The following is a 24,310-nucleotide window of genomic DNA, read 5'->3' on the forward strand; positions in this document are numbered from 1 at the left end:
TGTGCGGGTTTCCGAGGAGGTGGGTCCGGTCGTCGGGACCGATGACGCGGCCGTGTCGGGCGCTTCTGGCGCCGACCAGGGCCGTCCGGAGGGCGAACAGCTCACCGGCGACGAACTGGCCGAGGCGATCGGCGAGGACACCTTCCGGGTGTCCGAGAGCGAGAGCGAGGAGGCCAGGCGCGAGCGCTTCGAGCGCGACGCGCTGGGCTACCTGGACCCGATGTACTCGGCGGCGCTGCGGATGACCCGCAACCCCGCCGACGCGGAGGACCTGCTCCAGGAGGCGTTCGCCAAGGCGTACGCGTCGTTCCACCAGTTCCGCGAGGGCACCAACCTCAAGGCCTGGCTCTACCGCATCCTCACCAACACCTTCATCAACTCGTACCGCAAGAAGCAGCGCGAACCCCAGCGCACCGCGGCCGAGGAGATCGAGGACTGGCAGCTGGCGCGCGCCGAGTCGCACATGTCGACCGGGCTGCGCTCGGCCGAGGCGCAGGCGCTCGACCACCTGCCCGACAGCGACGTGAAGGACGCGCTCCAGGCCATTCCGGAGGAATTCCGGATCGCGGTCTACCTCGCGGACGTCGAGGGGTTTGCGTACAAGGAAATCGCGGACATCATGGGTACACCCATCGGTACGGTGATGTCCCGGCTGCACCGTGGCCGCCGCCAGCTGCGCGGCATGCTGGAGGACTACGCCCGCGAGCGGGGGCTGGTCCCGGCCGGTACCGGTGCAGGGCAGGAAGCGAAGGGCACGGGCTCATGAGCTGCGGCGATCCGCACGAGACCGAGTGCGGAGAGGTGCTCGACCACCTCTACGAATTCCTCGACAACGAGATGCCCGAGGGCGACTGCGTCAAGCTGCGGGTGCATTTCGACGAGTGCTCGCCGTGCTTGGAGAAGTACGGCCTGGAGCAGGCGATCAAGGCACTGATCAAGCGCTCCTGCGGCTGCGACGACACCCCGAGCGACCTCCGCTCGAAGGTGCTCGCCCGGATCGACTCGATCCGGGCCGGGCAGCGCACCGGCGAGGTCGACACCTCGGTGATCGAGGTGTCCTCGGTCAGCATCGAGGTGACGGTCGAAGGCAAGGCCGGGCACGGCTCGGCGATCGCCACCGCCGAGTAGTCACTCACTCGATCGGGTGAGCTGTCGCTGCTCCGACTGCGGCGATCCGCGATCGTGCGCCGCGCCCGTGCGGGCGGGCCCTATTCTCTGACGAGTCCTCACGTCGGAGGGCCCGGTACGGGCGGGGGTGGCCGAGATCGCCAGCGAACGCGAGCACAGCGCCCTGCCCCCGCGGGCCGCGGCCTACCTGGCCGTCGTGCTCGCGGCCGCCCTCGCGGTCCTGCTGCCGCTGGCCGCCGTCGGGCCCGGGTCGGAGTGGCCGCGGATCGGCCTGCTGGCCCTGCTGCACCTGTGCCTGGAGTCGCTGGCGCAGGGCGCCCGCACCCCGTGCGCCCGGCTGTGGCGCTGGCTGCGCGGCCGCTCCGGCGACGAACCCGCCGCCGACCCGCGCGGCAGCGGCTTCTTCCCGGTGCTGTTCGCCGGGGTCCTGATGCTGCCGCCCGCCGCGGCCGCGCTGGTCGCCCTGCCGGGCGCGCTGCTCGGCCCGGCCGCGCCGCCGCGCGGGCTGCGCCGGATCTGGAACGCCGCCCAGCTGGCGCTGGCCGCGGCCGCCGCCGCCGAGGTGTTCCGGCTGCTCGGCGGGGTCCGGCTGCTGCTGGGCACCAGGTTCCCCGGCGCGGCCCTCGGCGCGCTCGCCGCGATCCTGACGTTCTGCCTGGTCAACGGCGTCCTGGTGGCCGGCATGGTCCGGCTGACCTGCGGCTCCTCCGGCCAGGGCGCGCTGCGCGCGGTCCGCCGGGCCGCCCCCGCGGCGCTGCTGCACGGCTCCGGCGGCCTGATGATCGCGGTGCTCTGGCAGGGCCCGTACGGCGCGTTCGCCGCGGTGCTCGGCCTGCTGCCGCTGACCATCACCGCCTGGCTGTCCGCGCAGGGCCACCGGGAGCGGGCCGCGCACCGGGCCACCGTGCAGGCCCTGGTGCAGGCCGTCGAGATCAAGGACGCGTACACCCGCGGCCACAGCGAACGGGTCGGCCGGGCCTCGGTGCTGATCGCCCGCCAGCTCGGCCTGACCGAGGACCGGGTCCGCACCCTGCACTTCGCCGGCACCCTGCACGACGTCGGCAAGCTCGCCGTCGCCACCGAACTGCTGCGCCGCAACGGCCCGCTGACGGAGGCGGAGCGGCGCGCCGTCGAGGTGCACCCGGTGTTCGGGCACGAGCTGGTGCGGCGGCTGGACTTCCTCGGCGAGGGCCGGGACGGCATCCTGCACCACCACGAGCGGATGGACGGCCGCGGCTACCCGCACGGCCTGGCGGGGGAGCGGATCCCCGAGTTCGCCCGGATCATCTCGGTCGCCGACGCCTTCGACTCGATGACCTCGACCCGCTCCTACCGGCGCGGCCGCCCCGTCCCCGAGGCGGTCGCCGAACTGGAGCGGTGCGCGGGCAGCCAGTTCGACCCGGTGATGGTGGGCGCCCTGGTCGAGGCCGTCGCCGAGCACGGCTGGCAGCCCGAACCGCCGCCCCCCGGCGGCTGGGACGGCGAGGTCCCGGACATCCCGCTCGGCGTGCCCGAACCCGCCCGGCTGCCCAAGCAGTCCGGGCAGGGCCTGCCCACCGGAGGGCCGGTGTGACGCCCCGCCGCCCCGTCCCCGCCGACCTGCTGCACGCCGTCGCCGCGCTGCTCGGCGCCGCCGCGGTGCTGCACCTGCTGCTGCACGGCGCCGGCCAGACCGGCGTCGCGCTGGCCTTCACCGGGCTGATCGCGCTCGGCCAGTGCGCCGGGCCCGCGCTGCCCGGCGACCGCGAGCCCGCGCCGGTCGCCACCGCCGTCGCCCTCGCCTACGCGCTGCTCGGGCCGCTGCACGGACTGCCCACCACACACGGCGTCCTCCAGGTCGCGGCCGTCACCGCGGCCGGCACCGGGCTCGGGCTCGGCGCGCAGAGCGCCGGCCGGTACGCCCTCGCCGCGCTCCGGCACCGCCCGCCCGCCCCGCTCGGCGGACTGGACGCCGCCGCCCGCCGCCTGGTCACCGTCGCCTTCGCCGCCCTGCTGTTCCAGCCGCTCTACAACACCGGCGTCACCGACCGGCTCCCCGGCCCCGCCTACGGGGCGCTGCTCGCCGGGATCGCCGGCCTGGCCGCGCTCGGCGACGCCGTGCTGGCCGCCGCCCAGCAGTGCGCCCGCACCGGGCTGCGGTACGCGGCCGCGCTCGACGACCAGCTGCACGCGCTGCTCGGCATCGGCTCCGCGCAGGTCGCCACCGGACTGCTGCTCAGCCTGCTCGCCGGGGAGGCCGGGCTGTGGGCGCTGCCGGTGTTCTGCGTGCCGCTGCTGCTCGCCCAGGCCTCGTTCCGGCGCGCCGTCGCCGTCCGGGCCACCACCGGGCAGACCATCGAGACGCTGGCCCGGGCCACCGAGATCGCCGGCTACACCACGCCCGGGCACGCCCGCCGGGTCGCCGACACGGCGTGTGCGCTGGGGCGCGAACTCGGCCTCGGCAGCCGGGAGCTGACCCTGCTGGAATACGCCGCCCTGATGCACGACATCGGCCAGCTGTCGCTGGTCGAGCCGGTGCCCGGCGGCGCCACCGCGCTGCTCGCCGACGGCGAGCAGCAGCGGATCGCCCGGCTCGGCAGCGAGGTGATCCAGCGCACCGGCGTGCCGAAGCAGGTGTGGCAGCAGGTCGCCCGGCTCGCCGACCCGTGCCGGCTGGCCGACGGCCGGCACGACCCCAGCCTGCCGCTGGCCTCGCGGATCATCCGGGTCGCCAACGCCCACGACGACCTGCGCACCGCCGCCGCCGACCGCCCCCGGGCCGGCGCGCTGGACCCGCTGGAGCACCTGCGCCTCGACTCCGGCCGCGGCTACGACCCGGTGGTGCTGGACGCGCTGGCCCGGCTCGGCCGCCGCGGCCACCGCGCGGCCCGCTCCCGCCCCGCCGCCTGAGCCCCGCCCGCCGCGCACCGCGCCCGCCGGGGCCCGTCCCCCGCACGGCCTGAATGGCCGCGCGGGGCGCGCGGCCGAGGGCTGCCGTGGTTGGATGCGGTCGTGGCGGGAAGACCCGGAGGCGGGGCGACCCGGTGACGACCAGACGGCAAGGGACCAACGTGAGGATCTTCCACCGCGCACGGCACCGTCCGTCGGCGACCTGGCGGCAGACCACCGACCGTGCCTTCACGCTGATCGGCGACGGCCGCTACGAGGACGCCGGGGCGCTGCTGGTGATGGCCGCGGACCTGGAGCCGTGGCTGTCCGACTCCTGGTTCAACCTGGCGCTGCTGCACAAGTTCCGCCGCGACTGGGAGCAGGCCCGCTCGGCCGGGCTGCGCGCCGTCGCGCTGCTGGAGCGCCAGCACGGCGCCCCGGACTGGTGGAACCTCGGCATCACCGCCACCGCCCTGCAGGACTGGCCGCTGGCCCGCCGGGCCTGGCAGGCGTACGGGCTGCGGCTGTCCGGCGGGCCGACCGCGGCCGGGCCGATCGAGCTGGACCTCGGCACCACCCCGGTGCGGCTGTCCCCGGACGGCGAGTCCGAGGTGGTGTGGGGGCGGCGGCTCGACCCGGCCCGGATCGAGGTGCTGTCGATCCCGCTGCCGTCCTCCGGCCGCCGCTGGGGCGAGGTGGTGCTGCACGACGGCGCCCCGCACGGCGAGCGGGTCGCCGACGGCGTCGCCTACCCGGTCTTCGACGAGATCGAGCTGTGGGCGCCGTCCCCGGTGCCGACCTGGGTGGTGCTGCTGCAGGCCGCGACCGCCGCCGACCGGGACGCACTGGAGAAGACCGTCTCCGACGCCGGGTACGCCGCCGAGGACTGGACGTCCTCGGTGCGGCTGCTGTGCCGGACCTGCTCGGAGTCCCGGATGGCGATCGACGACGGCCGCACCGCGCACCACGACCCGCACGACGACGGCGACCCGCTGCACCCCGGCCACCTCAGCCACCTCAGCCAGGGCGCGGCCGGCGGCCCCTGGCAGGTCGAGCGGGAGTGCGGCATCGCCGCGCCGGCCGGCCTGGTCCGCTCGCTGCTGGAGCGGTGGGCGGCGGCCTCGCCCGCGACCCGCGCCTACCGGGACCTCGAAGAGGTCTGCTGACCCCTCCGGGCCCGCGCCCCGTAGGCTGGGCCGGTACACCAGGCGGATGCGGACGAAAGCGGAACCGAGCGATGGCCGAGCACCACGACCACGACCACGACCACGAGCACGACCACGCGCACGACCACGCGCACGACCACGCGCACGAGGACGGCGAGCCCCTGCGGGTGGTCGGCGAGGAGCCCGACCTGACGAAGGGCACCGCCCGGCCGATCACCGTGGTCGGCAACCCGGTGCTGCACCGCGAGGTGAAGACGGTCACCGCCTTCGACGGCGAGCTGTCCGCGCTGATCGACGACATGTTCCAGTCGATGTACGCGGCCGAGGGCGTCGGCCTGGCCGCGAACCAGATCGGCGTCGACCTGAAGGTCTTCGTCTACGACTGCCCCGACGACGAGGGCGTCCGGCACATCGGCCACGTGGTCAACCCGGTCCTGGAGGACCTCCCGGCCGGCCGCCGGGTGCTGGACGACGGCCAGGAGGGCTGCCTGTCGGTGCCCACCGCCTACCAGGAGCTGGCCCGCCCCGGCTACGCCGCCGTCACCGGCCAGGACAAGGACGGCAACCCGGTCCGGGTCGAGGGCACCGGCTTCTTCGCCCGCTGCCTCCAGCACGAGACCGACCACCTGTACGGGTACCTGTACATCGACCGGCTCTCCAAGCGGGACCGCAAGGACGCGCTGCGGCAGATGGCCGACGGCACCCCCAAGTACGCGACCGTCCCGAACGACTGACGGCCCGGCAGGAACGGCGACAGGGCCGCACCCCCGGCGGGGGTGCGGCCCTGTCGCGTGCGGCCGGTGCGGCGGGCGCGGCCTAGAAGTCGTCGTCGAAGGAGACCGAGCCCTCGACGGCGACCTGGTACGCGGAGACCCGGCGCTCGAAGAAGTTGGTCAGCTCCTGGACGTTCTGCAGCTCCATGAACCCGAACGGGTTGGTCGAGCCGTACCGGACCGGCAGGCCGAGGCGGGCCAGCCGCTGGTCGGCGACCGCCTGCAGGTACTCGCGCATCGACTCGGTGTTCATGCCGGGCAGGCCCTCGCCGCACAGGTCGCGGGCGAACTGGAGCTCGGCCTCGACGGCCTCCTCCAGCATCTCGGTGACCTGCCGCGCCATCTTGTCGTCGAAGAGGTCGGGCTCCTCCTCGCGGACGGTGTCGACCACCGAGAACGCGAAGTCCATGTGCATCGACTCGTCGCGGAACACCCAGTTGGTGCCGGTCGCCAGGCCGTGCAGCAGGCCGCGGCTGCGGAACCAGTACACGTAGGCGAACGCGCCGTAGAAGAACAGGCCCTCGACGCAGGCCGCGAAGCAGATCAGGTTGAGCAGGAAGGCCCGGCGGTCGTCCTTGGACTGCAGCGAGTCGAGGTGGTCGACCGCGTTCATGTACTTGAAGCAGAACTGGGCCTTCTGCGCGATGGAGGGGATGTTCTCCACCGCGGCGAAGGCCGCGTTGCGGTCCTCCGGGTCGGGCAGGTAGGTGTCCAGCAGCGTCAGGTAGAACTGGACGTGCACGGCCTCCTCGAACAGCTGCCGCGACAGGTACAGGCGGGCCTCGGGGGAGTTGATGTGCTTGTAGAGGCTCAGCACCACGTTGTTGGAGACGATCGAGTCACCGGTGGCGAAGAACGCGACCAGCCGCCCGATCATGTGCCGCTCGCCCTCGGAGAGCTTGGCGAGGTCGGCGACGTCGGAGTGCAGGTCCACCTCCTCCACGGTCCAGGTGTTCTTGATCGCGTCCCGGTACCGGTCGTAGAACGACGGGTAGCGCATCGGACGGAGCGTCAGCTCGAAGCCCGGGTCGAGCAGCATCTTCTTCCGGTCGTCGGTGCTCACTGGCAGGCCTCGCAGGACTCGGGGTTCTCCAGCGAGCAGGCGATGGCGTCCTGCTCGGCCTGGGAGAGGGAAGGGGTCTGCACCGGCACGGGGGCGGCGGTGCGGGTGGCGCCGGACGCGGCCTGGGCGATCCGGGTCGCCGGGCGCGAGCGCAGGTAGTAGGTGGTCTTCAGACCGACCTTCCACGCGTACGAGTACATCGAGGAGAGCTTGCCGATGGTCGGCGCCGCCATGAACAGGTTCAGCGACTGGCTCTGGTCGATGTACGGCTGGCGCGCGGCGGCCAGGTCGATCAGGGCGCGCTGCGGCAGCTCCCACGCCGTGCGGTACAGCGAACGGACCTCCTGCGGCAGCCAGTTGAACTCCTGGATGGAGCCGTTGGCGTCGCGCAGCGCGTCCCGGGTCTGCTGGTCCCAGACGCCCAGCTCCTTCAGCTCGCGCACCAGGTACGGGTTGACCTGGAGGAACTCGCCGGAGAGGGTCTCGCGCTTGAACAGGTTGGAGACCTGCGGCTCGATGCACTCGTAGACGCCCGCGATGGACGCGATGGTCGCGGTCGGGGCGATCGCCAGCAGCAGCGAGTTGCGCAGGCCGGTGGTGGCGATCCGGGCGCGCAGCGCGTCCCAGCGCTCCGTCCACCGCGGGTCCGCGCTGCCGAAGTGGTCGATGTGCAGCTGGCCGCGGGCCGCGCGGGTCTCGCCGTACGCCTCGTGCCGGCCGAACTGCTCGGCCAGGTCGGCGGAGCGCTCGTAGGCGGTGAGCATGATGCGCTCGGCGATCAGCGTGGACAGGGCCTTCGCCTCGGCCGAGTCGAAGTCCAGCCGGAGCTGGAAGAAGACGTCCTGGAGGCCCATCACGCCCAGGCCGACCGGCCGCCAGCGGGAGTTGGACGTCCCGGCCTCGGTGGTCGGGTAGAAGTTGATGTCGATCACGCGGTCGAGGAAGGTCACCGCGGTGCGCACGGTGGCGTCCAGCCGGTCCCAGTCCATCGCGTTCGCCAGGTCGGCGGCGGTGGCGCCGGCGGCGACGTGCGCGCCCAGGTTGACCGAGCCGAGGTTGCAGACCGCGGTCTCCGAGTCGTCGGTGACCTCCAGGATCTCGGTGCACAGGTTCGAGGAGTGCACCGTGCGGCCCGGCAGCGCGGTCTGGTTGGCGGCCCGGTTGGAGGCGTCCTTGAAGGTCATCCAGCCGTTGCCGGTCTGCGCCAGGGTGCGCATCATCCGGGCGTACAGGGTCTGCGCCGGGATGGTGCGGACGGCCTTGCCGGCCAGCTCGGCCTTGACGTACGCCTCGTCGAACTCGGCGCCCCACAGGTCGACCAGCTCGGGCACGTCGGCCGGGGAGAACAGCGACCAGTCGGCGTTGGCGTTCACGCGGCGCATGAACTCGTCCGGGATCCAGTGCGCCAGGTTCAGGTTGTGGGTCCGGCGGGCCTCCTCGCCGGTGTTGTCGCGGAGCTCCAGGAACTCCTCGATGTCGGCGTGCCAGGTCTCCAGGTAGACGCAGGCCGCGCCCTTGCGCCGGCCGCCCTGGTTGACCGCCGCCACGGAGGAGTCCAGGGTGCGCAGGAACGGCACGATGCCGTTCGACTTGCCGTTGGTGCCGCGGATCAGCGAACCGCGCGAGCGGATCCGCGAGTAGGACAGGCCGATGCCGCCGGCGTGCTTGGACAGCCGGGCGATCTGGGCGTACCGGTTGTAGATCGAGTCCAGGTTGTCCAGCGGCGAGTCCAGCAGGTAGCAGGAGGACATCTGCGGGTGCCGGGTGCCGGAGTTGAACAGCGTCGGCGAGCTGGTCAGGTACTCCAGGCGGCTCATCAGGGTGTACAGCTCGGCGACCTCGCGCACCGACTCCTGGGAGGTGCCGACCGCCAGGCCCGCCGCCACGCGCAGCAGGAAGTGCTGCGGGGTCTCGACCACCTTGCGGGTGATCGGGTGGCGCAGCAGGTAGCGGGACTGCACGGTGCGCAGGCCGAAGTACTCGAAGCGGTCGTCGCCCGACTCGTCGATCAGCGAGTCGAACAGGTCGGCGTGCTCGGCCACGAACGCGGCGGTGGCGTCGCCGATCAGGCCCTCGGCGTGGCCCACGGCCACCGAGGAGGAGAACGAGGTGACCTGCTGGGTGGCGGCCTCGTCGCGGATCTCCAGCGCCAGCAGGCGGGCGGCCAGCTTCGAGTACTGCGGGTCCTCGGCGATCATCGACGCGGCGGCCTCCACGGCCAGCCCGCGCAGCTCGGCGAAGTCCGAGCCGGCGTGGCGGCCGCGCAGCGCGGCGGCGGCGACGTGGCCGGGGTCCACCTGGGGGAGATCGGTGCTGCGGTCGGTGAGCAGCCGGAGCAGCGCCGCACCGGGGTCGGTGAAGGCGTCGGCGGTTCCCTGGGACGGCAGGGTGACTGAGGCGGCGACGGTCAAGGCGCACTCTCTCCTGTGGCGGCGGCGGACGTGGCTCGGGGTGTCCGGGACCGTACGCGGCCAGGGGAGGGCAGCACGGAGGAACGCGTACGCGTTCCGGCGCGCCGAAGACCACCCCCGGTCCGCCCGCGAGACCGGACGGCAAAGCTGTGCTGCATGGCGTCTGCGGGGATGCCGTGTCGCACACCGTCGGCAGGTCCTCGGACTCTGCGGGCGTCGCTACAGCCCGCTCACCGTTGCGGGGCAGTCCCGGACTCGCACCGGGTTCCCCTGCGTCGACAGCGAGAGTGAGCATACATGTAGTGGCGGCTGGAGCTGGAAGCACCAGATGTAGTAGAGCGTGTCGTGTCGGTGGCGCCGCGCGTAGACAACGAAAACACCGGTGGCGGGCCGTCGGGGACGGCCCGCCGGGGGCCGGGGGAGCGCCCTAGGACGGTGCGTGCGGGAACCGCGTCGTGTACACCAGCAGGTCGGTGCCGGGGTGCGGCGACCAGTAGCGCTCGGGCGCCAGGGCGAAGCCCAGCGCGTCGTAGATCCGGTGGGCGTGGCGCATCTCCGGACGGGTGGAGAACGCCATCCCGGCCAGGCCGAGTTCCCGGCTGCGGTCCATCGAGGCCGCCACCAGGGCCCGGCCGACGCCGCGGCCGCGGGCCGCCGCGCCGACCGCGAGCATCCGGATCTCGCCCTCGTCCGGCCCGGCGATGTCGGCCCACGGGGTGCCGCCCGCGGCGAAGGTCACGCAGCCGAGCACGGCTCCGGTTCCCGCGTCGTCGACGGCGACCAGGAGTTCGGCCTCCCGGTTGCGGCGGGCGGTGTCGCGGAGGAGGTGGACGTAGTCGGAGTCGGGCCGGGTGTGGCCGTCGCCGACGAAAGCCTCGACGGTGACCTCCGCGGCTGCGGCGAGGTCGTGGTCGAGGGCGCGGCGGACGATCGGGGAGCGCATCCGGACAGTGTGCCGGACGCGCTCCGGCGCGGGTCGTGCAGGTCCGGGTCGTAGGGGTAGCCGGTGGGCCGGTGCCGGTCCGAGCGACCGTGGGCGGTGGTGCGTTCCAGGTCGCGGCCGACCAGGACGCCGAGGAGTCCGAAACTGCCGAGGAAGCCCAGCAGGGCGAGCGCGGTGGTCATGGCTCCACCCTCCCGCCCGGCGCCCGCCGCGACGAGTGGCAGGAACGCCCCATTGCCGCGAAATCCTGCCACTGCCATGCTGGGCGGATGCTGAGCAACGTCGCGGTGATCGTGCTGGAGGAGATCCACCCCTTCGAACTGGGCGTGGCCTGCGAGGTCTTCGGCCTGGACCGGAGCGGGGCCGGCCTGCCGGTCTACGAGTTCGGCCTGGTCGGCGACCGCCCCGGCCCGATGCGCACCCACGCCGGTTTCGACGTCCACGTCCCGCACGGCCCCGAACGGATCGCCGAGGCCGACCTGGTGATCGCCACCGCCACCGGCATTCGCGAGCAGTACCCGGCCGTGCTGATCGAGGCGCTGCGGGCCGCCCACGACCGCGGCGCCCGGCTGCTGTCGATCTGCTCCGGCAGCTTCCTGCTCGGCGCCGCCGGACTGCTCGACGGCCGCCGCTCCACCACCCACTGGCAGTACGCCGACCTGATGGCCGCCCGCTTCCCGCTCACCACCGTCGAACCCGACGTGCTGTACGTGGACGACCACCCGGTGATCACCTCGGCCGGCACCGCCGCCGGCATCGACGCCTGCCTGCACCTGGTCCGCCAGGAGCAGGGCGCCGAGGTGGCCCGCGGGATCGCCCGCCGGATGGTCGTCGCCCCGCACCGGGAGGGCGGCCAGGCCCAGTTCATCAGCCGCCCGCTGCCCGAGGACGGCGCCGACTCGCTGACCGGCGTGCTCGACTGGATGCGCCGCCACCTCGACCGGGAGAGCAGCGTCGAGGACCTCGCCCGGCGCGCCCACATGTCGCCGCGGACCTTCGCCCGGCGCTTCCAGCAGGAGACCGGCACCACCCCGCACCGCTGGCTGACCGGCCAGCGGGTGCTGTTCGCGCAGCGCCTGCTGGAGTCCACCGAGGAGAGCGTCGACGCGGTCGCCGCCCGCTGCGGCTTCGGCAACGCCGCCACCCTGCGGCACCACTTCGGCCGCCGGCTCGGCACCACCCCGCTGGCCTACCGGCGGGCCTTCGGCGGGACCGGCCGGGCCGGGGTGCGACAGAGCGTCTGAGCGGGCTCCCGGGCGCCCGCCGCGCCCTCAGGACAGGTGCTCGGTCCGGTTCCAGCCGGCCGGCCGCAGCCGCCCGTCCCGGGCCCGCCACACGCTGGCCGAGCAGTTCGCCACCGGGTCCAGCGCCAGCAGCTCCTCCTCGCCGAGCCGGTCCAGCACCTGGCGCAGCATCAGCACCGTGCAGTCGTGCGCGACCACCAGGACCGGCCGCCCCGCCTCCTCCTCGCACAGGTCGCGCAGCAGGTCGCGGACCCGCAGCGCCACGTCCAGCCAGGACTCGCCGCCCGGCGGCCGGTAGTACAGCTCGCCCAGCCGCCGCCGGCGCTCCGCCTCGGCCGGGTGGTCGCGCTCGATCGCGGCCTTGGTGAGCATCTCCAGCACGCCCAGCTCGCGGTCGCGCAGCCGCTCGTCGTAGCGGACCGCCAGCCCGACCGGGACGGCGCCCAGCCCGCTCGCCTGGGCGAGCGCGATCCGGGCGGTCTCCGCCGTCCGCACGTACGGGGAGCACCAGACCGCCCGGGGCCGGTCCGCGGGCGGCCGGGCGGCCCACCAGCGGCCCAGGTCGCGGGCCTGGTCCTGGCCGTGCAGGGAGAGCGGGATGTCGGCGTCCCGGGAGGTGATCGGGACGGAGAGCGCGCCGGTCGCGTCGGCGTGCCGGAACTCCACGTTGGCGGTGGACTCGCCGTGCCGGGTGGCGACCAGCACCGAGGGGAGCCGTCTGCCGCCCCCCGGGAGCCCGTCGTCCGGCCGGTGGCCGTTGCGTACCGCGGTCAGGTCGGTCATCCGAGGCTCCCCGTGTCGGTGGTGCTGGTTCTCTCCCCGGTCTTCTCCGCTCGGCGGGCGGTCATAACAGATGATCGCGCCGTCACCCCGGTGTCGATCGAGGCAACGGCGCGACCACAGGGCGCACGGGACGGGCCCGTGCGCCCCCGGTGCGTCAGTGCGCCGAGGCGGGCTGCGGAGCGCGCTCCACGGCCTCGTCGCCGGTCTCCGCGGCATAGTCCGCCGGAGCGGTCTCGTCGACGCCCTCCGGGGCCTTCAGGGCCCGCAGGACGAGCGTCAGCACCACCGCCACCCCCAGGTTCAGCACGAACGCCGTCAGACCGATGTAGCCGATCTCGCCGATCCCCGGGATCTTCGCGCTGTTCCCGCCGAAGTGCTTGGTCGCCGGCGAGGACAGCCCCCAGGCCGTCCAGGTGCCGTAGACCATGCCGACCACCCAGCCCGCCAGCAGCGCCCAGCGGTGGAACCACCGGGTGAACAGGCCCGCCACCAGCGCCACCGCGGTCTGCAGGATCCACAGGCCGCCCAGCAGCTGCAGGTTGATCGCCGCCTGCTTGTCCATCACCAGCACGAAGGCCAGCGCGCCGACCTTCACCAGCAGCGAGGCGAGCTTCGCCACCCGGGTCTCGTCCGCGGGCGTCGCCTGCGGCCGCAGGAACTCCTTGTACACGTTGCGGGTGAACAGGTTGGCCGCCGCGATCGACATGATCGCCGCCGGCACCAGCGCCCCGATCCCGATCGCCGCGAACGCCACGCCCGTGAACCAGGACGGGAACATGTCCGCGAACAGCTGCGGCACCGCCAGCTGGCTGTTGTACTTCGGGTCGCCCTTGCTCACCCCCGCCGCGATCGCCATGAACCCGAGCAGCGCCAGCAGGCCCAGCATCAGCGAGTACGCCGGCATGATCGCCATGTTCCGGCGCACCGTGTTCCGGGACTTCGACGCCAGCACGCCGGTCACCGAGTGCGGGTACATGAACAGCGCCAGCGCCGACCCGAACGCCAGCGTCGCGTACGTCCACTGCCCGGACGGGCCCACCACCATCGAGCCGACCGGCTTGCCGGTCTTCGGGTTGAGCTGCGAGAACTTGTGCGCCGCCGCGTCGAAGACGTGCCCGTAGCCGCCGAGCCGCATCGGGATGTAGATCACCGCCACGATGATCACCACGTAGACCAGGGCGTCCTTGACGAACGCGATCAGCGCCGGCGCCCGCAGCCCCGAGGAGTACGTGTACGCCGCCAGCACCCCGAACGCCAGGAACAGCGGCAGGTCCTTCAGGAACCAGTTCCCGGAACCGCCCACCCCCAGCACGTCCAGCACCGCCTGGATGCCCACCAGCTGCAGCGCGATGTACGGCATGGTCGCCAGGATGCCGGTCAGCGCCACCACCACCGACAGCGTCCGCGACCCGTACCGGCCGCGCACGAAGTCGGCCGGCGTCACGTAGCCGTGCACCCGCGAGACCGACCACAGCCGCGGCAGGAACAGGAACACCAGCGGGTACGCGATGATCGTGTACGGCACCGCGAAGAAGCCCATCGCGCCCGTCGCGTAGACCGCCGCCGGCACCGCGATGAACGTGTACGCGGTGTACAGGTCGCCGCCCAGCAGGAACCAGGTGATCCAGGTCCCGAAGCTGCGGCCGCCCAGCCCCCACTCGTGCAGGTGCTGCGCGTCGTCGGCCCGCCGCCAGCGGGCGGCCAGGAAGCCCATCACCGACACCAGGGCGAAGAACAGCAGGAAGACCGTCATCGCGGTCCAGTCCACGTGCTTCACTTCCCGTCCCCCTCCGCCTGCGCGGGCACGGACGGGGCCGGCAGCGCGGCGACGGCCCGGCGGGCCGCCTCGTCCCGCCGGATCAGCAGGTACGCCGCGCCGGTGAACAGCGCGGACACCGGCACCCAGAGCAACTGGTACCAGTAGAAGAACGGCATCCCGCCCAGCGCGGGATCGGTCTTGCCGTAGGACGGCACCCACAGCACCGCCACGATCGGCACCAGCAGGCACAGCCCGGCCAGCACCCGGGCGGGGGAGAGGGCGGGCGGTGCGCCCGCGGACGGCAGGTGGGACGACGACATGAGCGGCTCCCGGACGACGAGGAGTCACCTCGCTGGCGCCGCCGCGCACAACGTGCGCCCGCCGAGCAGCACCCTCGGTGATCGAAAGGTCCACGCGAGGTTAGGGCAACGGAGTGACTCGTGTCACTACCCTGTCAACCCGGGAGTGCGCAGTCCTCCGAACGAGGAGCCGCTCCGGCCGCCGCTCGCCCCGCTACGCGGGGCGCTGGAGCCTGGTGATGAACTTGTAGCGGTCGCCGCGGTAGATCGAGCGGACCCACTCCACCGGCGCGCCGTCCGCGTCGAAGGAGTGCCGGGACAGCTGGAGCATCGGCAGGCCCAGGTCGGAGCCGAGCAGGCCGGCCTCGCGCGGGTTGGCGAGGGTGGTCTCGATGGTCTCCTCGGCCTCGGCGACCGTGACGCCGTAGACCTCGCGCAGCGCCGTGTACAGCGAGTTGTGCTTGGCCAGGTTGCGGCGCAGCGCGGGGAAGCGCTTGGCCGACAGGTGCGCCACCTCGATCGCCATCGGGTCGCCGTTGGCGAGCCGCAGCCGCTCGATCCGCAGCACCCGGCCGCCGGGCTTGATGTCCAGCAGCGGGGCCAGCCGGTCGTCGGCGGAGATGTAGGCGACCTCGACCAGCCGGGAGGTCGGCTCCAGTCCCTGGGCCCGCATGTCCTCGGTGTAGGAGGTCAGCTGGAGGGCCTGCGCGACCTTCGGCTTCGCGACGAAGGTGCCCTTGCCCTGGATGCGCTCCAGCCGGCCCTCGACGACCAGCTCCTGCAGGGCCTGCCGGACGGTGGTGCGGGAGGTGTCGAACTGGGCGGCCAGCGCGCGCTCCGGCGGCACCGGGGTGCCGGCCGGCTGGGTCTCGGTCAGCTGCAGCAGGTGCCGCTTGAGGCCGTAGTACTTGGGCACCCGGGCCGTGGCGGTGGCAGGGCCGGTCTGGGTCGGCACCGCGGAGCCCTCGGCGGGCGCCGCCGTGTCCCTGTCGCCACTCATGGCAGCTCTCACTCCTCGTTGGAGGCGGTCCTTAACGGACCCCTAAGTCCTATGTAACAGCACATGGTTGCACGCAGTGGGGAGCGAGCGTGAGCTCCGGTTCGCAAACCGGTGCGCGACGGGCCCGGAACGAGGCGCTCCGCGCCCGTCCCGGGCCCGTTCCCGAGGGTCTCAGCCGGCCTGCGGCGCGGTGACCGCCAGCCCCGCCAGGGCCTCGGCCGCGGCGACCGCGCAGACCCGCGAACCGCCGTAGGTGGCCAGCACGGTGACCCCGTGCGGGCCGAACAGCCCGGCCGTCCCGTGCGCGGTGCCGATCTCCACCAGCACCGCGTCCGGCCGGTGCCCGACCAGGTCGAGCGCGGCCCGGCGCATCCAGCCGTGCCGGTGCACGTCGCGCACCACCAGGACCAGCGGGCGGCCGACCGCGGCGCCCAGCAGCGGGGCGGTGTCGATCACGGCGTCCTCGGCGGCGACGGTCACCTGCAGCAGGCCGGAGCCCTCGGTGACGGTCGCGGGCGGGGAGACCCGGCTGGAGGTGGTGCCGGGCACCAGCTCGGCCAGCGGGCCGGCCACGCCCCACGGGGTCTCGTCGCCGGCCGCGATGTTCGCGCCCGGGGAGAACTCGACCACGTGCGGGACGCCGCCGAGCGGGCGGAGCCCGCCGGTGACCCGCAGCGCCCGGCGGGCGGCGGCCAGGCCGACGCCCGCCTCGGCCCGCTCGCCGGCCAGCGCGGCGCGCCGCTCCGCGGACCAGCGGGCGACGGCCCGGTTGCGCTCGGCGGCCTCGTGCAGGCGGTCCGCGGACAGCCGGCCCTCGCGGACCGCCCAGACCAGGGCGTCGCGCAGGTACACGAAGGCGTCCTCGTCGTGCAGGCCGCCGCCGACGCAGATGGTGTCGGCGCCGGCCGCGACGGCCCGGACCGAGCCGGCCGCGACGCCGTGGGTGCCGGAGATCGCGCCCATCTCGATGCCGTCGGTGACGATCAGCCCGTCGAAGCCCAGTTCCTCGCGGAGCAGGCCGGTCAGGATGCGCTGCGACATGGTCGCGGGCAGCTGGGCGTCGTAGGCGTCGAACAGGATGTGCGCCGTCATGATGCTCTTCGCGCCCGCCGCGATGGCGGCCCGGAAGGGCAGCAGGTGCTCGGCGAACCGGTCCAGGGCGAGGTCGATCCGGGGCAGCCCGAGGTGCGAGTCGCCCGCGGTGTCGCCGTGCCCGGGGAAGTGCTTGGCGCAGGCCGCGACGCCGGCCGACTGCAGGCCGCGGACGTAGGCGGCGGTGTGCCGGGCGGCCAGCTCGCCGTCGCCGCCGAAGGACCGGACGCCGATCACCGGGTTGTCCGGGTTGGAGTTGACGTCCGCGTCCGGCGCGTAGTTGAGGTTCACGCCGACGGCGGCCAGGTCGAACCCGATGGCGCGGGCGACCCGCTCGGTCAGCTCGGTGTCGTCGACCTCGCCGAGCGCCAGGTTGCCCGGGTAGGAGGAGCCGCTGACCACTTCGAGGCGGGTGACGTCGCCGCCCTCCTCGTCGGTGGCGACCAGCAGGTCCGGGTTGAGCGCGTACAGCTCCCCGGTGAGCGCGGCGACCTGCTGCGGGGTGCGGATGTTGCGGCCGAACAGGGCGACGCCGCCCAGTTCGCCCTCGCCCACTCTGCGGCGCAGCCACTCGGGCGCGGTCAGACCGGCGAAGCCGGGCTGCAGGACCGCTCCGGCGTCGCGGAGGAGATCGGCGCTTTCCGTACCGGGCATCGCCATGGTTCCTTCCCTGGGGGTGGAGGTGCTTCAGGTGCAGTGGTGAGCGAGGAAGGGGACTAGCCCTTGACCGCACCGGCGGTGAGGCCCGCCGACACCTTCTTCTGGAAGATGACGAACAGGATGATCACGGGCAGCGAGACCAGCAGGCCGCCAGCCATCTGCGCGCCGTAGTCCGCGCCGCGGGTGGGCGTGGTGGAGTAGAACGTCAGCCAGCCCATCGCGGTGCGCTGGCCGCCCGTGGACAGCAGGGTGTTGGCGACGATGAACTCGTTCCAGGCCTGGATCCAGGTGTAGACGCCGGTGGTGATCAGACCGGGCAGGGTGAGCGGCAGGATGACGCGGAAGAACGCGCCCCACTGGGTGCAGCCGTCGACCATCGCGGCCTCGTCCAGCTCGGTGGGGATGTTCACGATGAAGGAGCGCAGCGTCCAGATCACGTACGGCACGGTGAAGACCAGGTAGGCCAGGATCACACCGAAGGCGCTGCCGGTCAGGCCGGCGCCGTTCATCACCACGAACAGCGGGACGATGATCGCCAGCAGCGGCACCATCTGGACCACCAGCATGGTGACGATGAAGAAGTTCCGGCCGCGGAAGTTGAACCGGGCCACCGCGACGGCGGCGAGGAAGCCGACCACCAGGCCGAGCACGACCGAGCCGAGGGTGATCGCCACGGTGTTCTGCAGCGAGGGCAGGAACTGGTCGTCGTCGAAGATCGTGGTGTAGCTGTCGAACGAGAACGAGCTCGGCCAGAACGTCGGGTCCTGGGCGATCAGGTCCTTGTTGGTCTTGAAGGTGGTGATGACCATCCAGTAGATCGGGAAGCCCATCACGGCGGCGATCGCCAGCCCGACGGCGTTCCACACCCCGGTCATGACCCGGTTCTCGCCGGTCTTGCGGACCCGGCGGGTCTTCAGCGGGGCGCGCTCGGGGCCGGGAGTCGGAGAGGGCTTGGCAGCAAGGGTGTCCGCGCTCATCGTTCGTTGGCTCCGATCTTGAGCATCTGCCGGATGTAGAAGACGAGGACAGCCAGCATCATCAGGATCATCGCGAGCGAGATCACCGAGCTGTCGCTGTACTTCGAGGCGACGATGCCCTTCTGGTACAGGTAGGTGCCGATGGTCCAGTACCCGGGCTCGGGCGAGGTGTTGCGCAGCGAGAAGATCTGCGCGAAGACCTGGAAGTCCCAGATGAAGCTCAGCGCGGCGCTGATCATCAGGAACGGGCGGATCACCGGGATGGTGACGTGCCGGAACGCCTGCAGGCCGGTGGCGCCGTCCAGCTTGGCGGCCTCCATCAGCTCCTTCGGCACCTGGGTGAGGGCGGCGTTCAGGCCGAGCACCAGGAACGGCAGCGCGCCCCAGATGATGACGGCGGCGCCGACCACGTACAGGCCGACGGTGGGGTCGGCGAACCAGTCGTAGTGCTTCCAGCTCTCGTCACCGGTGATCTCGAAGAGCAGGTAGTCGACCACGCCGCCGTTGGAGGAGAACAGCCAGCGGAACACCTGGCCGGTGACCAGCGCCGGGATCGCCCAGACGAACATCAGCACCGTGATGACGGTGACCTTGACCCAGTTGGAGACCCGGTTCAGGAGCAGGGCGATCAGCATGCCCAGCACCATCGACAGGACGACCAGCTCGGCGGTGAAGTAGATCGACCGGAGGACGACCTCCCAGAACTGGTCGTCCGTGAAGATCTTGGTGTAGCCGTCGAAGCCGATGTACTTCGAGAGCGACGGGTTGACCAGGTACGCGTACCGGTTCACGTTCTTGAAGGACAGGTCGAACAGGCTGTACAGCGGGTACGCCAGAACGCCCACCAGCGCGACGACGGCGGGCAGCAGGAGGGCGTAGGGGATGTACAGGCCGGCTGCGAAGAATCCGCGCCGCTGCGGCTTCTCCGCCGGGGCGGGCCCCGTGCTTTCGGACCGGGTCACGGTCTCGTCAGTGGTCACACTCATCAGGGTCCTTCCCGGGCCCGCGGTTCTGGTCGGTCCTGGCGCGCGGGTGGGCAGTCCGCGTACTCGCGGACTGCCCACCCCCTTTATCCGGCGCTCAGTGCGGTGGTCCGCCCGGGGGTGGGGCCCCCGGGCCGACCGCAGATCTGCTCGGTCAGCCGTTCAGGTCCTTGACGAGCGTCTCCTGGGCCTTCTTCAGCTCGGCCGCGACGTCGCCGCCACCGGCGATCGCGGAGAACGCGTTCTGCAGCGCGGTCTCGTCGGCGCCGGACCACAGCGGCGAGTTCGGGATGAACCAGGTCTGGCCCTCGGCCGCGTCACCGGTCGCCTTGTTCGCCGGGTCGGCGGCCTTGTAGGCGGCGACCAGGTTCTTGGCGTTCGGGATGGCGTGCTTGGCGAGCGCGGTCTGCTGCGCGGTGTTGGTGTAGATCTGCAGGAAGGTCGCGCCCAGGCCCGCGTTGGCCGCCTTGGCCGGGACGGCCAGGTCGGAGCCGCCGAGGAAGGCCGGGGTGGGCTGGCCGGCCGCCGTGCCCGGGAGGGCGATGGTGGCGAGCTTGTCCTTCAGGGACGGGTCACCGGTCTTCGGGTCGACGACCGAGCCGACCTCCCAGCCGTTGCCGATGATGGCGGCGATGTTGCCCTTGGCCATCAGGGCGTCCTGGGTGGACTCGTCGACGGTGGTGCCACCGGTCGAGAAGTTCTTCTGCAGGTCGTTCCAGGTGTTGATGCCCTCGACGAACTTCGGGTCCGACAGGGTGCCGGCCCACTTGTCGCCGTCCTTCTTGGCGATGACGCCCTTGACGCCGAAGCCGCTGGCGCCGAAGGAGACCGCGGAGTACCAGTTCTTGCCCGGCAGGTACAGGGCGGAGAAGCCGGGGACGGAGGCGTTGGCGGCCTTGACCTTGGTCAGGGCGGCCTTCAGCTCCTCCAGGGTGGTCGGGGCCTGGGCGACACCGGCGGCCTCGAAGAGGTCCTTGCGGTAGATCAGGACGCGGGCACCGGCGTAGTACGGGACGGCGTAGGTCTTGCTGCCGTCACCGGACTGGCCGGAGGCGGCCAGCGAGTCCAGCCACTTGTCCGAGTTGTCGAACTGGCCCTTGACCGAGGTGAGGTCGACGAAGGAGCCGGCCTCGATGTACTTGGCGGCCTGGGTGTTGCCGAGCTCCAGGGCGTCGGGGGCGTTGCCGGAGAGCAGCGCGGTGTCGAGCTTGGTGGTGTAGTTGGTCCACGTCTGCCACTGGACGTCCACCTCGGCGCCGGTCTGCGCGGTGAACTCCTTCTTCGCGGCGTCGAGAACCTCGGGCCAGCCCTTCTGGGCGTCGTCCATCAGCCAGACGGTGATCTTCTTGCCCTTGCCGTCCTTGCTCAGCGTGGCCTGCTTCGTCTCGGACGAGGAGCCGGACGAGGAGCAAGCCGAGGCGACGAGCACAGTGGCGATAGCGGCCACGGCTGCGATCTTGCGGTTCAAACCATCCTCCAGAGGGATGAGCAAGGGCGGGCACCCGGGCCGCCGGGGCCGACTGGCCCTGAAGCTGCGCTGTGCCGCATGGGGGAACGTCACCGGATGACACGGACACGAACTGCCGGGGCCGGCGGGCCGATCCGTGAGGTGGAGTAGACCATTGGTTTAGACCAACGCCTGGAGATTGGCATGGACCAATGAGGGGCGTCAAGGTTTCGAAGAGGCTCTGCGCAAGCCGTTATCAACGCTTGACTCGGCCGTGTTGGACTGGACCAAGCCGGGGACTAATCGGCACCTAAGCGGACATCCCGCCGGGGTCGCGGGGGACCGCCGGGGGAGGACCCTGCACTTCTTCGCGGCCATGTCAACCCCGCCCCGGCGCGGCCGCGCGGGTCGAGGGGTGGTCCAGTGCGGTGCCCGGCGCGCCGCGCGGGCCGCGCCGGGCGGTGCGCGGGGCGGCCCGCGGGCCCGGCGGTCGGGCCTTCCCGGGGGGTCCGGCTATCGGCGTCCGCCCGGAATTCCCGGCCCCCGCCGATCGATTTCCCGCCGCATTTCCGAAGTCCCCCGGGCGGCGGGCGGGCCGGATTTCCGCCGGGTCGCCGATCTCCGCCGACCGCCCGCGCCCGCCCCGCCGCCCGGATTTCCGGCCCGCCCCCGCACCCGGTGGCGCCCGGTCCGGCCGCCCGCGCCGCCCCCGGGCCCGCCCGGCGGCACCCGCCCGGTCAGGGCCGGTGCCGGTCGTTCGTGAGGACTCCGTCGGGGGTGCCGGGGCGGGCCGCGGGCGGGGCTATTGCGCCCCATTCCCCCCTCCGGACCCCCGGGAATTCATTTCCGATCACGATGGGTGACATTAAGTGAACCTAAAGTGCGAACGGCCCGCCGTGGCCACCCCGTTACTTGACGTGGCCAGGGCAGGTGAGGCAACGGGTTGACAACGGGGAGGGTGCGAAACCGCACACGCGTTGACGTCGAAAATTGGTCTAGGCCAGGATTCGGAAATCTGGTCTGTACCACACGCAGACCTCCCCTGCCCCGATCCGGAGGATTGCGTGAAGCGTCAGGTACTGGCCACGCTCGGCACCGCCGCCCTGCTGGCCACCGCCGTGGGCTGCTCGTCCGGCGGCCCCTCGCCCGCCGCGGCGAGCGCCGACACCAAGAACATGACCGGCACCGTCACCGTCTGGCTGATGGAGGACGCCGGAAAGAGCTGGCCCGAACTGGTCCAGCAGGTCAACGACCAGTTCGCGGCGAAGTACCCCAAGGTCGAGCTGAAGCTCAGCTACCACAACTGGGACAACAAGGTCGCCGAACTGGACCAGGCCCTCACCACCAACCAGGTCCCCGACGTGGTCGAGCTCGGCAACACCGAGACCATGAAGTACATGGTCAACGGCAACCTGGCCGAGCTGAAGCGCAACACCTTCGACAACGCCGACAACTGGATCAAGGGCCTCTCCGACACCTGCACCTACAACCAGAAGCTGTTCTGCGTCCCCTACTACGCGGGCGCCCGCGTCGGCATCTACAACTCGAAGATGTTCCAGGACGCCACCGGCTCCGGCGAGATGCCGCGCACCGAGGACGAGCTGCTCACCGCGCTCGACAAGCTGGCCACCAGGAACAAGGGCAACGCCGGCTTCTCCCCGCTCTACCTGCCCGGCGAGTACTGGTACGCCGCGATGTCGTACGTCACCGCGTACGGCGGGTCGATCGCCAAGTTCGACGACACCGGCACCTGGCACGGCACCCTGCACGAGGCCAAGGCCCAGCAGGGCATCCAGCACTTCGCCGACCTGGTGAAGAAGTACAACAAGAGCGGCAACCTGCTGGTCAAGGAGACCGACCAGGCCACCGTCGTCGGCCGCGAGAAGAGCGCCCTGATGTACGCCAACGGCTGGGAGCTGGGCAACGCCATCGCCCCGATCACCGGCACCCCGGCGCTCAAGGACTCGCTGCGGATCGTCGGCATGCCCGGCCCGAACGGCAAGCCGCTGCCCTCCTTCATCGGCGGCTCCGACCTGGCGGTCACCGCCAAGTCGCAGAACGCCGCGGTCGCCACCGACTGGGTCCGGATGTTCACCAGCACCAAGGCCCAGCAGGTGCTCGCCGACAAGGACATCCTGCCCAACAACCTGACCCAGCTGGAGCCGCTGAAGAACAAGCCGGCCACCTCCGCGGCGGCCAACGCCGTCCCCGACGCCTGGTTCACCCCCGTCGCCCCCGGCTGGGGCGCGGTGGAGAAGCAGAACGTCCTGGTGACCATGCTGGACTCGATCTTCAAGGGCACCAGCGTCGACGAGGCGACCAAGGCCGCCGACGCGCAGATGAACCAGCTGATCAACAACCCCAGCTGATCCGTCCCGAAGGGTGGGACCGGCCCCCGGACACCGGCATGGAGTGTGCCGCGGGGCCCGGTCCCACGTAGGATCGGGACGGAACAGTTCCACGCAGTTCCTGCAGCGAGGGTGCGGACTCGCCGCCGTTCCAGAGGTACCCCGTCGGGCGTCCGCCCACGGGGTAGAACCATCTCTCCACGGAGGCACACCCCGATGTCCGACCCGCAGACTGTTTCCGTTCCCGGCAGGATCATGTCGGCGGAGATGGCCGAGCAGCCGGCCGTCCTGCAGCGCATCCTCGACGAGGGCGCGCCGGCGATCCGTGAGATCGCCGCGCAGATCGCCGCCCGCAACCCGCGCTTCGTGCTGCTCACCGCCCGCGGCACCTCCGACAACGCGGCGCTGTACGCCAAGTACCTGATCGAGGTCGTGCTGGGCAAGCCGGCCGGCCTCACCTCGATGTCCACCACCACCGCCTACGGCGCGAAGCCCGACCTCACCGACTGCCTGGTGATCACGGTCAGCCAGTCCGGCGGCTCGCCGGACCTGGTGGCCTCCACCAAGGCGGCCCGCGAGGCCGGCGCGATCACCCTGGCGGTCACCAACAACGCGGCCTCGCCGCTCGCCGAGGTCTCCGAGTTCCACATCGACGTGCTGGCCGGGCCGGAGAAGGCGCTGCCCGCCACCAAGACCTACACCGCCGAGCTGCTGGCGCTGTACCTGTTCGTCGAGGGCCTGCGCGGCGGCGACGGCGCGGCGGCCAAGGAGCTGCCCGCGCTGGCGGCCGGCATCCTGGCCCGCCAGGCCGAGGTCAAGGCGCTCGCCGAGCGGTACCGGTTCGCCCAGCGCCTGGTCATCACCTCGCGCGGCTACGGCTACCCGACCGCCCGCGAGGCGGCGCTGAAGCTGATGGAGACCACCTACATCCCGGCCTCCCCGTTCTCCGGCGCCGACCTGCTGCACGGCCCGCTGGCCATGGTCGACAACGTCTCGCCGGTGATCGCGATCGTCCCGGACGGCAAGGGCGGCGAGGCCCTGCAGCCCGTCCTGGACCGCCTGCGCGGCCGCGGCGCGGACCTCGTGGTGGTCGGCCAGCAGGACCAGGTCGACGCCGCCAGCGCCGGCTTCGCGCTGCCGGCCGGCGTCCCCGAGGAGGTGCAGCCGATCCTGGAGATCCTGCCGCTGCAGCTGCTGGCCTACGAGGTCACCATCGCCCGCGGCCAGGACCCGGACGCCCCCCGCGCGCTGGCCAAGGTCACCGAGACCCACTGACCCGCCCGCACGCACGAAGGAGCCGCCCCCGCGAGGTCTCGCGGGGGCGGCTCCTTGTCGTACGGGACGCCGTGCGGGGCCCGGGCCGGGC

Annotated in this window: 20 protein-coding genes and 1 riboswitch; of the genes, 9 read left to right on the forward strand and 11 right to left on the reverse strand. The window is 72.4% G+C overall.

What is annotated here, in order from left to right; genetic code table 11:
* The first annotated feature begins 115 nt into the window (after positions 1-115).
* The 6 genes from ACIQBJ_RS22645 (at position 116) to def (ending at position 5,896) form a co-directional block, all read left to right on the forward strand.
* Entirely contained in the window at positions 116-766 is a 651-nt protein-coding gene (locus ACIQBJ_RS22645) for a sigma-70 family RNA polymerase sigma factor (protein ID WP_400713604.1), read from the forward strand.
* A complete protein-coding gene (gene rsrA, locus ACIQBJ_RS22650; protein ID WP_400713354.1) occupies positions 763-1,128 on the forward strand; it encodes a mycothiol system anti-sigma-R factor in 366 nt (121 codons plus the stop codon). The genes ACIQBJ_RS22645 and rsrA overlap by 4 nt, the downstream gene beginning before the upstream one ends.
* Positions 1,129-1,255: 127 nt before the next feature.
* Complete coding sequence (locus tag ACIQBJ_RS22655) at positions 1,256-2,701, forward strand: HD-GYP domain-containing protein (RefSeq protein ID WP_400713357.1); 1,446 nt, start codon at positions 1,256-1,258, stop codon at positions 2,699-2,701.
* The gene (locus ACIQBJ_RS22660) at positions 2,698-4,017 is read left to right on the forward strand and encodes an HD-GYP domain-containing protein (RefSeq protein WP_400713360.1); all 1,320 of its coding nucleotides are present in this window, start codon (positions 2,698-2,700) and stop codon (positions 4,015-4,017) included. Before ACIQBJ_RS22655 ends, ACIQBJ_RS22660 begins: the two co-directional genes overlap by 4 nt.
* Before the next feature lie 161 nt (positions 4,018-4,178).
* A complete protein-coding gene (locus ACIQBJ_RS22665; protein WP_400713363.1) occupies positions 4,179-5,162 on the forward strand; it encodes a tetratricopeptide repeat protein in 984 nt (327 codons plus the stop codon).
* A gap of 71 nt (positions 5,163-5,233) precedes the next feature.
* Positions 5,234-5,896, forward strand: coding sequence for a peptide deformylase (def, locus tag ACIQBJ_RS22670; RefSeq protein WP_400713366.1), 663 nt, complete (start codon positions 5,234-5,236; stop codon positions 5,894-5,896).
* A gap of 82 nt (positions 5,897-5,978) precedes the next feature.
* On the opposite strand, the gene ACIQBJ_RS22675 is transcribed toward def, so the two are convergent.
* From ACIQBJ_RS22675 to ACIQBJ_RS22685, 3 genes are all read right to left on the reverse strand, one after another.
* On the reverse strand, positions 5,979-6,974 hold the full coding sequence (locus ACIQBJ_RS22675; RefSeq protein ID WP_400713607.1) for a ribonucleotide-diphosphate reductase subunit beta: 996 nt from the start codon (positions 6,972-6,974) through the stop codon (positions 5,979-5,981).
* 20 nt (positions 6,975-6,994) lie between these two features.
* Positions 6,995-9,409 carry a ribonucleoside-diphosphate reductase subunit alpha gene (locus ACIQBJ_RS22680; protein ID WP_400713370.1) on the reverse strand — a complete coding sequence of 805 codons (2,415 nt, stop codon included), beginning with the start codon at positions 9,407-9,409 and terminating at the stop codon, positions 6,995-6,997.
* Positions 9,410-9,582: 173 nt separating this feature from the next.
* Positions 9,583-9,710: riboswitch (cobalamin riboswitch) on the reverse strand.
* A 126-nt stretch (positions 9,711-9,836) separates the two neighbouring features.
* Positions 9,837-10,352 carry a GNAT family N-acetyltransferase gene (locus ACIQBJ_RS22685; protein WP_400713373.1) on the reverse strand — a complete coding sequence of 172 codons (516 nt, stop codon included), beginning with the start codon at positions 10,350-10,352 and terminating at the stop codon, positions 9,837-9,839.
* A gap of 269 nt (positions 10,353-10,621) precedes the next feature.
* On the opposite strand from ACIQBJ_RS22685, the gene ACIQBJ_RS22690 reads away from it, so the two are divergent.
* Positions 10,622-11,596, forward strand: a complete 975-nt coding sequence (locus tag ACIQBJ_RS22690) for a helix-turn-helix domain-containing protein (RefSeq protein ID WP_400713610.1) — start codon at positions 10,622-10,624, stop codon at positions 11,594-11,596.
* A 27-nt stretch (positions 11,597-11,623) separates the two neighbouring features.
* On the opposite strand, the gene ACIQBJ_RS22695 is transcribed toward ACIQBJ_RS22690, so the two are convergent.
* From ACIQBJ_RS22695 to ACIQBJ_RS22730, 8 genes are all read right to left on the reverse strand, one after another.
* Positions 11,624-12,379 carry a histidine phosphatase family protein gene (locus tag ACIQBJ_RS22695; protein ID WP_400713376.1) on the reverse strand — a complete coding sequence of 252 codons (756 nt, stop codon included), beginning with the start codon at positions 12,377-12,379 and terminating at the stop codon, positions 11,624-11,626.
* Positions 12,380-12,533: 154 nt separating this feature from the next.
* Positions 12,534-14,132 carry a monocarboxylate uptake permease MctP gene (mctP, locus tag ACIQBJ_RS22700; protein ID WP_400713613.1) on the reverse strand — a complete coding sequence of 533 codons (1,599 nt, stop codon included), beginning with the start codon at positions 14,130-14,132 and terminating at the stop codon, positions 12,534-12,536.
* 20 nt (positions 14,133-14,152) lie between these two features.
* Positions 14,153-14,458, reverse strand: a complete 306-nt coding sequence (locus ACIQBJ_RS22705; protein ID WP_400713379.1) for a DUF3311 domain-containing protein — start codon at positions 14,456-14,458, stop codon at positions 14,153-14,155.
* A 193-nt stretch (positions 14,459-14,651) separates the two neighbouring features.
* Positions 14,652-15,437, reverse strand: coding sequence for a GntR family transcriptional regulator (locus ACIQBJ_RS22710; RefSeq protein WP_400713382.1), 786 nt, complete (start codon positions 15,435-15,437; stop codon positions 14,652-14,654).
* 171 nt (positions 15,438-15,608) lie between these two features.
* The gene (locus ACIQBJ_RS22715) at positions 15,609-17,183 is read right to left on the reverse strand and encodes a glycoside hydrolase family 3 protein (RefSeq protein ID WP_400713385.1); all 1,575 of its coding nucleotides are present in this window, start codon (positions 17,181-17,183) and stop codon (positions 15,609-15,611) included.
* Positions 17,184-17,245: 62 nt separating this feature from the next.
* Complete coding sequence (locus tag ACIQBJ_RS22720; protein WP_400713388.1) at positions 17,246-18,166, reverse strand: carbohydrate ABC transporter permease; 921 nt, start codon at positions 18,164-18,166, stop codon at positions 17,246-17,248.
* Positions 18,163-19,152 (reverse strand): carbohydrate ABC transporter permease, encoded by a 990-nt coding sequence (locus ACIQBJ_RS22725; RefSeq protein WP_400713391.1) that lies wholly within the window; start codon positions 19,150-19,152, stop codon positions 18,163-18,165. Before ACIQBJ_RS22725 ends, ACIQBJ_RS22720 begins: the two co-directional genes overlap by 4 nt.
* Positions 19,153-19,303: 151 nt before the next feature.
* On the reverse strand, positions 19,304-20,596 hold the full coding sequence (locus tag ACIQBJ_RS22730) for an extracellular solute-binding protein (RefSeq protein ID WP_400713394.1): 1,293 nt from the start codon (positions 20,594-20,596) through the stop codon (positions 19,304-19,306).
* A gap of 1,064 nt (positions 20,597-21,660) precedes the next feature.
* Between ACIQBJ_RS22730 and ACIQBJ_RS22735 the strand changes: the two genes are divergently transcribed.
* Together ACIQBJ_RS22735 and ACIQBJ_RS22740 are read left to right on the forward strand one after the other, a co-directional pair.
* Complete coding sequence (locus tag ACIQBJ_RS22735; protein ID WP_400713397.1) at positions 21,661-22,965, forward strand: extracellular solute-binding protein; 1,305 nt, start codon at positions 21,661-21,663, stop codon at positions 22,963-22,965.
* A gap of 195 nt (positions 22,966-23,160) precedes the next feature.
* Complete coding sequence (locus ACIQBJ_RS22740; RefSeq protein ID WP_400713400.1) at positions 23,161-24,219, forward strand: SIS domain-containing protein; 1,059 nt, start codon at positions 23,161-23,163, stop codon at positions 24,217-24,219.
* The last annotated feature ends 91 nt before the right edge of the window (positions 24,220-24,310 follow it).

The organism is Kitasatospora sp. NPDC088391 (assembly GCF_044753345.1).
GTDB lineage: Bacteria > Actinomycetota > Actinomycetes > Streptomycetales > Streptomycetaceae > Kitasatospora.

Bases quoted from the DNA above. Each gene is read 5' to 3' on its own strand.
- rsrA (WP_400713354.1), top strand. From the start codon at position 763: ATGAGCTGCGGCGATCCGCACGAGACCGAGTGCGGAGAGGTGCTCGAC.
- def (WP_400713366.1), top strand. From the start codon at position 5,234: ATGGCCGAGCACCACGACCACGACCACGACCACGAGCACGACCACGCG.
- ACIQBJ_RS22675 (WP_400713607.1), bottom strand. From the start codon at position 6,974: ATGCTGCTCGACCCGGGCTTCGAGCTGACGCTCCGTCCGATGCGCTAC.
- ACIQBJ_RS22685 (WP_400713373.1), bottom strand. From the start codon at position 10,352: ATGCGCTCCCCGATCGTCCGCCGCGCCCTCGACCACGACCTCGCCGCA.
- ACIQBJ_RS22690 (WP_400713610.1), top strand. From the start codon at position 10,622: ATGCTGAGCAACGTCGCGGTGATCGTGCTGGAGGAGATCCACCCCTTC.
- ACIQBJ_RS22695 (WP_400713376.1), bottom strand. From the start codon at position 12,379: ATGACCGACCTGACCGCGGTACGCAACGGCCACCGGCCGGACGACGGG.
- mctP (WP_400713613.1), bottom strand. From the start codon at position 14,132: ATGACGGTCTTCCTGCTGTTCTTCGCCCTGGTGTCGGTGATGGGCTTC.
- ACIQBJ_RS22705 (WP_400713379.1), bottom strand. From the start codon at position 14,458: ATGTCGTCGTCCCACCTGCCGTCCGCGGGCGCACCGCCCGCCCTCTCC.
- ACIQBJ_RS22710 (WP_400713382.1), bottom strand. From the start codon at position 15,437: ATGAGTGGCGACAGGGACACGGCGGCGCCCGCCGAGGGCTCCGCGGTG.
- ACIQBJ_RS22715 (WP_400713385.1), bottom strand. From the start codon at position 17,183: ATGCCCGGTACGGAAAGCGCCGATCTCCTCCGCGACGCCGGAGCGGTC.
- ACIQBJ_RS22720 (WP_400713388.1), bottom strand. From the start codon at position 18,166: ATGAGCGCGGACACCCTTGCTGCCAAGCCCTCTCCGACTCCCGGCCCC.
- ACIQBJ_RS22725 (WP_400713391.1), bottom strand. From the start codon at position 19,152: ATGAGTGTGACCACTGACGAGACCGTGACCCGGTCCGAAAGCACGGGG.
- ACIQBJ_RS22740 (WP_400713400.1), top strand. From the start codon at position 23,161: ATGTCCGACCCGCAGACTGTTTCCGTTCCCGGCAGGATCATGTCGGCG.